Annotated in this window: 12 protein-coding genes and 1 pseudogene; 9 read left to right on the plus strand and 4 right to left on the minus strand. The window is 36.1% G+C overall.

Annotated elements, in window-relative coordinates; genetic code table 11:
• Positions 1-687, plus strand: a pseudogene (locus M899_RS18610) (hypothetical protein); the annotation flags it as partial.
• A gap of 49 nt (positions 688-736) precedes the next feature.
• On the opposite strand, the gene M899_RS16225 reads toward M899_RS18610, so the two are convergent.
• Positions 737-1165, minus strand: coding sequence for a hypothetical protein (locus tag M899_RS16225; RefSeq protein WP_021272575.1), 429 nt, complete (start codon positions 1163-1165; stop codon positions 737-739).
• An 82-nt stretch (positions 1166-1247) separates the two neighbouring features.
• On the opposite strand from M899_RS16225, the gene uvrC reads away from it, so the two are divergent.
• Entirely contained in the window at positions 1248-3113 is a 1866-nt protein-coding gene (gene uvrC / locus M899_RS16230; RefSeq protein WP_021272585.1) for an excinuclease ABC subunit UvrC, read from the plus strand.
• A 46-nt stretch (positions 3114-3159) separates the two neighbouring features.
• Here uvrC and M899_RS16235 read toward each other — a convergent pair whose 3' ends face one another.
• Positions 3160-3372: a hypothetical protein gene (locus M899_RS16235; protein ID WP_021272587.1), complete on the minus strand. Its 213-nt coding sequence runs from the start codon at positions 3370-3372 to the stop codon at positions 3160-3162.
• Positions 3373-3518: 146 nt separating this feature from the next.
• Here M899_RS16235 and M899_RS16240 point away from each other — a divergent pair, with 146 nt between their 5' ends.
• Both M899_RS16240 and M899_RS16245 read left to right on the plus strand, forming a co-directional pair.
• Positions 3519-4400 carry a uracil-DNA glycosylase family protein gene (locus M899_RS16240; protein ID WP_021272576.1) on the plus strand — a complete coding sequence of 294 codons (882 nt, stop codon included), beginning with the start codon at positions 3519-3521 and terminating at the stop codon, positions 4398-4400.
• 50 nt (positions 4401-4450) lie between these two features.
• Entirely contained in the window at positions 4451-5695 is a 1245-nt protein-coding gene (locus M899_RS16245; RefSeq protein WP_021272580.1) for a SpoIID/LytB domain-containing protein, read from the plus strand.
• A 46-nt stretch (positions 5696-5741) separates the two neighbouring features.
• On the opposite strand, the gene M899_RS16250 is transcribed toward M899_RS16245, so the two are convergent.
• Positions 5742-6371: a hypothetical protein gene (locus M899_RS16250; RefSeq protein ID WP_155897248.1), complete on the minus strand. Its 630-nt coding sequence runs from the start codon at positions 6369-6371 to the stop codon at positions 5742-5744.
• A gap of 190 nt (positions 6372-6561) precedes the next feature.
• Here M899_RS16250 and M899_RS16255 point away from each other — a divergent pair, with 190 nt between their 5' ends.
• The 4 genes from M899_RS16255 to M899_RS16270 all read left to right on the plus strand — a co-directional run bounded on the left by M899_RS16255 (position 6562) and on the right by M899_RS16270 (position 9342).
• The gene (locus M899_RS16255) at positions 6562-7536 is read left to right on the plus strand and encodes a hypothetical protein (RefSeq protein ID WP_021272581.1); all 975 of its coding nucleotides are present in this window, start codon (positions 6562-6564) and stop codon (positions 7534-7536) included.
• A 77-nt stretch (positions 7537-7613) separates the two neighbouring features.
• Positions 7614-8402, plus strand: coding sequence for a DsbA family protein (locus M899_RS16260; RefSeq protein WP_021272586.1), 789 nt, complete (start codon positions 7614-7616; stop codon positions 8400-8402).
• A gap of 99 nt (positions 8403-8501) precedes the next feature.
• On the plus strand, positions 8502-8942 hold the full coding sequence (locus M899_RS16265) for a hypothetical protein (RefSeq protein WP_021272584.1): 441 nt from the start codon (positions 8502-8504) through the stop codon (positions 8940-8942).
• Positions 8943-9063: 121 nt separating this feature from the next.
• Positions 9064-9342 (plus strand): HU family DNA-binding protein, encoded by a 279-nt coding sequence (locus tag M899_RS16270; protein WP_021272578.1) that lies wholly within the window; start codon positions 9064-9066, stop codon positions 9340-9342.
• Positions 9343-9399: 57 nt separating this feature from the next.
• Here the strand turns inward: M899_RS16270 and M899_RS16275 are convergent, their stop codons facing one another.
• On the minus strand, positions 9400-10269 hold the full coding sequence (locus M899_RS16275; RefSeq protein ID WP_021272577.1) for an SDR family oxidoreductase: 870 nt from the start codon (positions 10267-10269) through the stop codon (positions 9400-9402).
• Between the two features lie 106 nt (positions 10270-10375).
• Between M899_RS16275 and M899_RS16280 the strand changes: the two genes are divergently transcribed.
• Positions 10376-10976, plus strand: a 601-nt coding sequence (locus M899_RS16280; protein WP_021272583.1) for a LysR family transcriptional regulator, incomplete at its 3' end; no start/stop codon positions are given.

The raw sequence follows: 10976 nt of genomic DNA on the forward strand, positions 1-10976 counted from the left end.
GGCATGGGCATGGGAGGCATGTATCCAGGAATGGGCATGGGCGGAATTGGTATCGGTGGAAGCATTGGTATTGGTACTGGTGGCCTAGGAATGGGTGGAATGTATCCAGGCATGGGTGGCATGTATCCAGGTATGGGCGGAATCGGTATCGGTGGTAGCATCGGTATGGGTGGTAACGGTGGTCTAGGAATGGGTGGAATGTATCCAGGAATGGGCGGCGTTGGCGCTGGCGGAGCAATGTGTTTTATGGCCCCATGTAATGTGGGTGGAAATATGGGCGGAAATATGGGTGGTTACTACCCTGGAACAATTTTTGGCCAAGGTATGGGTGCTGGTGGAATGGGTGTAGGTGGAATGTATCCTTACCCAGGAGTTTCTGGCGGTGGTTCATACTGGGGTAACACTGGTGGTTGGATGCAACAGCAACAACAAATGCAAGCTCAAAACATGGCCATTGCTAGCCAAAATCAGGCAGGTATGGCGAGAATGCAAGTTGGAAGTCAAGATCGTCAGATCGCGCTTCAAGGGCTTCAGCAGAACTATTATAATGCCGCATCTGATTTACAACGTAACGCTTACTATGGCGGCGGTTATGGAATGGGTGGAGCTTATGGTGGTCAAGGTTTTGGTATGGGGAATATGGGTGCATACTTTAGCTTAGGCGGAAGTGCAGGAATGAATTTCTAAGAAATATTAAAATGCTTATAAAAAAAAAGCTCCCTTCGGGGAGCTTTTTTTATTTATTGTGCATTAGAGTTTTGATGTCATGACGGAAGATGACTTCAATTTTATCTCCATCAATACATTTATCAACTACACCTGGACCAAATTTTGGGTGATCGATAATATCGCCAAGTTCAAATTTAATTTTGATACTATAGGCCTTTGATTTTGTCGTAGCATTATTAACAGCATCCATCCAAAGATCTGAAACAGAAGCCGCACTTCTTTTAGAAGAGCCAGGAGATGCTTTTTTTACCTTAGCAGTAACTTTCTTAACTTTAACTGCTGAAGGATCTTTATAGGCATGAGTACTTTTACAAGTCTTACACTGAACCTTGTAAATGGTATTTACATCTTTCATCGCAACAATCATATGTGCTAAAGTTAACTTACATTTGTTGCAATAAGAAAGAACTTCTTTTCCTACGCTTAATTCTGTCATTTTGTTGGGTTTCCTTTCAGATGGGGATTAGGTTAGAAGCTTAAGGTTATTAAAAGTGAACGATAAAGTAAAGACGGAACGCATGTCCAGAGTAAAAACGACAATGCTAGAAAAGGCGAATACCTTTCCAAAATTGTCAGGCTGCTACCTGTTAAAAAAAATAAAAAACGATGAAGAAGTTGTTCTCTATGTTGGAAAAGCAAAGAACCTTAAGAACAGAGTAACTTCTTACTTTAACAATTCAGTCAAAACTCCAAAAACAGAAATACTCGTAAGTCACGTAAATGAAATTGATTTTATTATCACTGAAAATGAATCTGAGGCCTTAGTTTTAGAGAATAACTTAATTAAAAAATATTCTCCTAAATACAACATAAGAATGAAAGATGATAAGTCTTATCCTTATGTTGTCGTGAATTTCAATGAAGCTTTTCCACGTCTACAATTTATTAGAAATGTTAAAAGACAAAAAGGTATTGAAGTATTTGGACCTTTTGTTCACGGGAGTAATATTTCAGAGATTTTAAAAATTCTCACAAAATCTTTTACATTAAGAGATTGTACATTGAGAGAATTTCAATCGAGAAAAGAACCATGCATTCTCTATCAAATGAAACAGTGTAGTGCTCCTTGTGTAGATTATATTTCACAAGTCAATTATCTAAGAGATTTGAACCTTGCACTTAATATTTTCAAAGGCAAAGGAGAAGAGTCGCTTGAAGTGCTTGTGCACAGGATGATTACTGCAGCTGATAATGAAGAATTTGAAAAAGCAGCTCTCTTAAGAGATTACATTAAATTAATTAAAGATTTTATTGATTTCTCTAAACAGAAAAATGCTGAACTTGATAGTGAATCAGAAAATATTGATGTCATTGCTTATCATAAAGGTGATGTTGAAATTGATATTTCGATTTATATGACCAGACAGGGGATATTGCTTGGTCATAAGAGTTTTCATTTTCCAGTGATCGAAATAAATGATGAGCTTGAAGACGAAATATTAAATTTCATGTTTCAGTACTATTGTAATACGAATGATCTTCTTCCAAAAAATATCATCTGTGACTTTGAACCTGAAAGACTGAAAGTCTTTGAGAGTGCTTTACGTTCAGCGCTAGAAAATAAAATTGTAGTAAGAAATAGTGGAAGAAAATACAGCTCACTAATGAAGCTTACAAATGAACACGCAAGAGAACATCAACGAGTTAGATCGTTGAATGAGGAAAGCGTTTATGTCGGTTTGAATCGTTTAAAGGAATTGCTTGGCCTTCCAGAGAGACCCGTACTCTTAGAGTGTTTTGACGTAGCAATCTTTCAAGGTAGTTCTCCAACAGCTTCTCAAATTGTATTTCACGATGGAAGAGCTGATAAAAAATCATATCGCTATTATCATCTTAATGAGAGACCAGAAGGTAATAACGACTTTGCTATGATGAAAGAAATGTTGGCCAGAAGATTAAAACACGGAAAGCTTCCTGATGTTTTTATTGTTGATGGAGGAAAGGGACAGGTTTCGATGTTCTTAGAGGTTCTAAAAGAATTTGATCTAAGTGTTCCTGTTGTTGGTATTGCAAAATCAAAAGTAGATAAGAAAAGTAATTTTAGAAGTTCTGAGATAACACGCTCAGAGGAAAGACTCATTATTCCAGGACGAGCTAATCCTTTTATTCTAAAAAAATGTAAATCACTTTTTAAAATAGTAACAAGTATGCGCGATGAGGCCCATCGATTTTCGAGGAAATTACATCATAAAGCTGAAAAGAAAAAACTATTCACTGGATGGATTGATCAAATTGAAGGTGTTGGACCAAAGACAAAAAAAGCGATACTTGAAAAACTCGATATCACAAAAGATGAATTGAAGAAAATGAATGCTACTGAAATTTCTCAATACTTAGGTGTGAATAAAGATATTGCTGATAAGATTTTAAAAGTCTTATCTTAGAGGCAAATGGGTTTTACTTCTAAGATAAGACTAATGTTTGAAGATATTAGTTCAAGATATGGATTTTCTTCCCACCACCGCTTCCGCAGTCTGGACATCTGGCCGTCTCTTGGACAAATAGGTTTTTATAGTCTGATAGATGCGTATGAATTAGCTTAGAGCCACAAACTTCACAATCTTCACAAATTCTCTTTACTTGGTCAGCGTCTCCGAAATATTCTTCGAAAGTTTCAAATTTAAAGTCAACCTCTGCTGCCATGCACACTCCCTTCAATGCGGAACTATTTAATATTCCGTTTTGTTTACTCCTGATTTATCGTCCCTTCGCCTAAAGTCTTTACTCGCGATTAATAATTTGAGAGATTGAGGGATAATTTACCTAGTCTTATTAATAAGTTTAGAACCATGAAAGAAATGTTTGCCGATTTGTTAAAAAACACCAGAAATATTGAAGAGGGAAGACACCCTTTAAATAAAACATTTGAGGCGAGCTTATTTAATAGTTCATGGTATTTTCCTTTTAAAAAAGAGCTTAAAGTCGCTCCTCTGGGATCATCACAAACCCCAGCACAACCTGTCACACAGACCCCTGTTGAAAAAGTCATCGAGAGCGCCCCAAAGAAGGCTTTAGAGAAGGCTTTAGAGAAGGTTTCTGAGAAGGCCCCTGAGATAGTAGCGCAAGCACCTCTATTATTCACACCAAAACCAAAAGAAGAAGCTCCAAAGGCCGCACAGAGCTTCACATGTAAAGAAGTTGGATCTTTTGATGAGTATTTAAAATCTCTACGCTCAGATTGGAGCGAAGACCAAGTTGTTGGGCTTTCATCTTTTGGTAACCAATGTGAGATCATGTTTTATGGAGAAGGACATTTTGAAGATTTATCTGAATGTGAATTCCCGCCTCTTACATTTTTGGCCTCTGACAAGGACCTACTTGGTAAGATGATTATGGCCATGAAATTGGAGAATGGTCGCTTTGTTCGCTCAAGTATTCTTGGTAACAAGGAAGAAGCAATTGCCCGATTCTCGAAAGAAGTTTCATTTTTTAGACCAAAGGTTGTTATTGCTCTTGGAGCAAGTGCATTGAATTTAATCCTAGGGCGAAAAGAGCGATTATCTTCTGTCCATGGAGAGTTTTTCTCTTCAAAAGTCGATACAGACAAGGGTCCGGTTGATTTTCAAATTGTTCCTTTATTCCATCCAAACTTCCTAGAAATTAATCCAAGTATGAAAAGAACTGCGTGGATTGATATGCAAAAAGTAATGAGTTATCTAAAAGAGCAATAGATAGCTTGCGAAAAATCCAGTTACTAGATTAAAATAGTTTTAGCTCCAGGATGGAGTCGGATTATTTACAGGAAGTAAGTTCTATCAAAACGAGTCTCGTTCTAACTCTATTTTCGCTTTTAATTACTTCTCCCACATTGGGAGCTAAAAGAGATTTTAAATCTATTGCGAATGAGCAACCCAATGCTTCATACAATCCTTTCCACATTAGAGTAAAAGTCGGGGCCGGTTTACCTGAACTTCAAGTCGCAGGAATGGATATTCAGCGAACAATTCATGCCTCTAAAAATATTAAAAAATTTAACGGTAGAAAGAGAATCAAATTCAATTGCCAGAATTTTGCGCGCAATAATCGAAATAATGATCTTTTGAAAACGCCTTATCTTTTAGCTTCTCTAAATTCATCAACAGGTCTCATCTCTTTTAATGATCATAAATATCATGGAGAGATTCATGTTGTATCAAATCCAAAGACTGAAGGTTGTGACGTCGTTAATGAATTACCTCTCGATACATATATCAGCTCACTATTATCACGTGAGATGAACTCAGCATGGCCAATAGAGGCACTTAAAGCACAAGCGGTTGCTGCCAGAAGTTATGCTGTTCATAAGATTCTTTCTAAGCAAGTCTCTAGGGGATATGGACATGAAGCTTATTACGATTTAGAAAATTCTGAAAAGCATCAAGTGAGTGGAAATTTTTTTGATGCTACTGCGAAAACAGCAAAAGCTTCTTTGTTAACTAAGGGAGAAGTTCTCGTGGCCACTGATGGAAAAGTTGTGCCGACTTTTTTTCATGCTAGCTGCGGTGGCCATACACTGCGTCCTGAACAAGTTTGGGAAAATCCAATTTCTGGGTATAACAATGTTATATGTGACTCATGCGCAGAGAAAAGTGCTTGGGATGGAGATATTGATACGGAAAGACTTCAAAAATTTATTGCATGGATGCAAAAAAAGAACTTTCTCCCAAAAGATATTATTGTAAAGAACTTCACATTTCTTCCTTCTAGCGAGAAATCAAATAACGTAAGACTCTATCTCAATGACAAACCTTATATCGTGAAGAAATCACATTTTCGTCGCTATTTTGGCAGAAAAATTATCAGCTCAAATAACTTTAAGAGTACATTCAATAAAAAGACAAAAATTCTGACTGTACATGGAAAAGGGCTTGGCCATGGAGTAGGGATGTGTCAGGTTGGAGCGAAAAGAATGGCCGATAAGAAAGTGACATACAAAGAAATTTTGGCCCATTATTTTCCTGGCTTAAAATTAGTGAAACTATATTAAAAAAAAAGGCCCATTTTCATGGGCCTTTTTTATAAGTGATTTTTTATTATGGTCTAAAATAAGTGTAGACTTGGTATTGAGGAAGTTGAATACTACCACCCCATTGAGATTGATATGAAATCCCTTGGGCGATAATAATTGTCTCAGCTGCTGAAACAACACCGTATCCAGTTGTTGTTGGATCCGTAATCGTAATACCACGAGGCGCTTGAAAGTTTGCCATAGGTCTTTGATCACTGATTAGTGGGTAACTATTAGAGTTTTGTGAACAGTATGATAGATAAACGTTATATCCTACTACTGATGAACCGTTAGTAATCTTTGCCACCAACATAACATCACCATAAGAACTCTTTCCAACGTAAATCTGACGAATTGGTCCAGAGATTTGTCCAGGAGTAAAGCTTCCATAAATAGTCGTCAATGTTCCTGAACCACTTAGTTGGTACGTGTAGACATTATTTAATCTCGAGCCTTGAGTACAGCTAATTTGATTAATGATTGATCCAAGCTGGCTAGCATTAACATCTCCACCAGTATTTAGATTTGGATTAATTCCTGTATATCCACCAGAGTCGGCGACTTTTGAATTAACAACATTTTTCTTTCCGCATGATGCGAGAAGTGTAAGGGCCAGGAGTGTGATACTTAATATCTTGGCTTTCTTAAATTTCATATGAACACTCATCGGTTCTCTCCTTAATCCCTTACGGGACCTAATCCTATTCCCAAGTCTTATCGGTAAAGCTCACGAATACTTGACTAATAAATGAGCAAAAATGGAAAAAATGTCGTTTTTTTTCCACTTCTTAGAAAAAACAAGGGAATAGAGTATGATTTATTTAAGTGAAAAATGAGAGGGGAATGTGAAATTTTTTGACTTTATAAAGTCCACGGCCAGAGATTTCAAAGATGTATTTAATTTTAAGAAGGCCTTTAAAGATGAAGAAGTTAAATTCAGGTTGTTAACGACACTGAAAATCTTTGCTATCCCACTACTTTCTTTTATTGCATCAACATTAGTCATATCAACAATGACCAATGTTAATTTGCTCTTCTTTAAAGTTAATGGCTACGATAAATTCCCATTCTTCCAAAATCTTTATTATGAATTCATTACGAAGAAAATTTTCGATATTTTACCTTTTGTTGGAATCTTTCTAATAGGAGTCCTATTTACGGGACTCTATGTTTCTTCTCTTATTACAAGACCGTTCAAATTGATCGGAGATTATTGTGAGGGATTTTGTAATGGTCAGAAAGTTTCATATGATCCAGGTTTCTTCACAGACTTAAAACTTTTAAGCAGATTCAGTGAGTGGTTTTTTAGTTCTGTTGATATATTTTACAAAAACGGTCAGAAATTAAAAATGGATGTACCAAGAAAATTTACAAAAATTCATAAACCAGTTTTTGAAAATAGCTTCTTTTTACATTATTCAATTTTTCTCGTTTTTATATCAATCAGTTCTTCGGTACTAGGCTATGTCATGTCCTTAGAGGTTTATTATGATGTTGTCGACCTTGCTTATAGAACGCTTAGGCCCTCTGCTCCTGTGACTGCATTTTTAAATGAACAGGCCGAGCTTTTTGAGAGCTTACAGATAATGGTCGTCTTCTTTAACGGATTTTTGAGTATTGCATTGATGTTTGATCTTTACTCAAAGGTCGCAGGAGCATCATTTGGTTTTTTTGCAACAATGAGATCTTTTATTAAGGGGTCGTATGACTCACGTGTCCATTTAGTCGGGTATTATTATATTAGACCTCATTCGAGAAAATTAAATAAATACCTCGACAAGGTTCAAAAAGACTTTGCAGAAAAAGAAATAGAGGGATGATGTTTCCCGTTTTCTTAATGTTAGACATGTTTTACAATCATATGAAAATAATAATGTTTTAACAAAGGGCTTTGTTAATGAAGAAAATGTTGTCTGTTGGTACTCTGTTGAGTGCTCTTATTCTTACAGGATGTAACGTATCCGAAAAACAAATCGAAGAGGCTTTAGTAAAAAATCCAGATATTATTGTTAAAGTAATCGAAGCTAACCCTGGTAAAATCATGGGAGCTCTTCAAAATGCAGCTGGTAAAGCTCGTGAAGAACTAGCGAAACAAAGAGAAGAAGAGGAATCAAAAAGATTTGAAGAAAGCTTTTCTAATCCACTTGTTCCAAAAATTAGAGAAGACGAAACTGTTAGAGGTACTAAGGGTGCTCCAATTGTTATCGTAGAATACTCTGATTTTCAGTGTCCATTCTGTACAAGAGGTTTCCAAACTGTAAAAGAACTTCTTAATAAGTATGAAGGTAAAGTTCAATTTATTTATAAGCACCTTCCACTTAGCTTCCATAAGCAAGCGATGATTGCTGCTCAATACTATGAAGCTATCCGTCTTCAAAATGCTCAAAAAGCTTTTGATTTTCACGATGAAGTATTTGCTCAACAACAAAAACTTCAATTAGGTGAGTCATTTCTTGATAAGATCGCTAAGAAAGTTGGCGCTGATATGACTAAACTTAAAAAAGATGTTAATTCTGAGACTGTAATGAAGAGAATTCAAGAAGACCAAGAAGAGGCCGCTGAATTCGGTATGCAAGGAACTCCAGGTTTCCTAGTAAATGGTGTACCTGTTCGTGGTGCTTACCCACTTGATCACTTTGAAAAAATCATTTCAAAGCTACAAGAAATGGGAAAAATCAAAATCTAATCTTTAGATAACCATTAAAATACAGAAAGGGTCACGTAAGTGGCCCTTTTTTGTTTGATCAAAATCCGTTTCTATATTTTAATAAAATAAGGAAGGTGGATGATGAATGATTTTACGTATTCAAATTTAGGCCAAAAAATAAATCGAACAGCTCAAAAAATGGGTGAGTTTGATTTTCTTCTTACTCTAAAAGATATTTTAAAAAATGATCAATTCCACTTTATTTCAGAAGAAGAAGTCATAAAGGCTTTTTGTAATGATCTTAAAAAGGCGTTGAGTAAAGAGACTTTGAAAGAAGTTTTACATGAGATTTTTACGATAGAAAATAATTTAGCAATCATTGAAACAAAAGACGAAATTGATTTTCAACTTCCGAACTTAGATCACTTCTATCGCTCGCTGTCGCCAGTATTACTTCGTGCAATTTGGGAAAATCTAGAAGGCGTAGATGATCGCGATCAAGTTTTGCATGGATGGTTAGAATCTATTCGAATTGCCATAGAGGAAGAACTTTATATTTGGCAAGAAAAAATCATCTAAATCGAAAAAGAAAAAAAAAGTTAAGAAATTTTCAAATATTTTGAAAAAAACCATTGTCAATCCGCCTTTTCCGCATAACAATTTCTTATAACCCTATAAACACTAGCCATTAGGAGCTTGTATGAACAGAAAAGAGCTTGTAGACGCAATCTTAAACAACAAAGAACTTGCTAACATGACTAAGAAAGATGCTGATCAATTCCTTGCAGTATTCTTTGATGTAATCAAAAAAACTGTTAAGAAAGGTGACGATGTTTCACTAATCGGTTTCGGTACTTTCACAAAAACTAAAAGAGCTGCAAGAATGGGTGTAAACCCTGCAACTGGTGAAAAAATCAAAATCAAAGCTAAGACTCTTCCTAAATTTAAGCCAGGAAAAGCTTGGAAAGATATGATGTAATCAGACCTTTGGTCTTATTTACATAAGAAGGCACGCCTAGAGCGTGCCTTTGTTTTTTTAGAGGATATTTCTTTTCAAAAACTCTTTTAATGTCTCTGGTGATTTCCCTGTCAATTCTTGAATATCCTTCGTCGCAGTTTGTGCTTCACCTAAACGATGGGCCTTATCAAAAGATACAAAGACGTCGGCCCAAATCTCTGGTAGCCCAGAAGAAGTTAAAGCATTTTTAAATTCATCATCTGAGAGATTAATATATTCAACTTTTTTACTTGATAGTTCAGTTAGTATTTGTGCGAGATCGTAATAGCTATAGTTTTGATCTCCAGTGATATTATAGATTTTATTTCCTTTTTCTTCTTTGATAAGAGCGTAGGCCGCCGCATTGGCACAATCTGATCTTGAGACAAACGTATGAGACCCTTTGACGGCACTACCATAGATTTTACCTGTCTCAAGCGCATTTTTAACTGATCCTAATAGATTTTCCGAGTACAGTGAGTTTCTAAGCAAGGTGAAGTTGATTCCACTTTTTTCTAGATAATCTTCTGTTTCTTTGTGTTCCGGTGCAACCATCGCAACGGAATTTTTTGGTTCTGGCCAAGACGTATAGATAATTCGCTCAACACTATTTGCTTTGGCAGCATCTATGGCCACTTTATGTTGATCAAAGCGAGAGCCAATAGCATCAGTACTAATAATTAAAAATTGATTTACGCCATTGAGGGCCTTTTTTGTTTTGTCTGGGTCATTAAAATCAATTTCTCTCACTTCAACATTTTTTCCTTTGAACTGAGCTAATTTTTCAGTATTTCTTGAGGCCAATATGATGTGAGTATGAGCAGACGCGATTTCAATTAACTTTTTTGAAACCATTTGTCCTAAATGTCCTGAGGCCCCTGAAACGAGAATTGTATTGTTAGCCTTCATATAAACTCCTTTTTTAGTTCTTGCTCCAGAGTTTAATGCAAATATATTTTAGCAACTAGATAGTATAATCTGGAAACATTTTACGAAATTTCGTATAATCAAATCTATGAATTTAGATGGAATTGATATTTTTGTACAAGTTATTAAATCGGGAAGCTTTACTAAGGCCGCTAAGCAGTTAGCAATGCCTGTAACCACAGTTAGTGGCAAGATCCAGGCCCTAGAAAAGAGGCTAGGAGTAACCCTTATACACAGAACGACACGTAAACTTCATCTATCAAGTGAAGGTGAGGTTTATTTTAAAAGCTGCGAACGGGCACTTCTTGAAATTGAAAAGGCCCAAGAAGAACTTTACTCTGGTGAGGAAGGACCTTCTGGAATATTGAGAGTGACGGCATCAACAGATATTGTGCGAGTATTGCTGTCTGATGCTATTAAGAGTTATCTTGATCACTACAAAAATATGTCTATTGAGCTCATACTTACTAATAGAGTTGTTGATCTTGTTGGTGAGGGTGTTGACCTCGCTCTAAGAGTAGGGAAGCTAAAAGACTCAACATTGATAGCTAAGAGATTTATGGAGACGAAAATAAGTTTGTGGGCCAGTTCTGAGTATATAAAGAAGAATGGCCAGCCTAAAACGATAAGGTCTCTTAAAGAACATAATGTCATTCGCTATAATGATCACAAGGAATCTTTAATTCTCA

Source organism: Bacteriovorax sp. BSW11_IV (assembly GCF_000447755.1).
Classification (GTDB): Bacteria; Bdellovibrionota; Bacteriovoracia; order Bacteriovoracales; family Bacteriovoracaceae; genus BSW11-IV.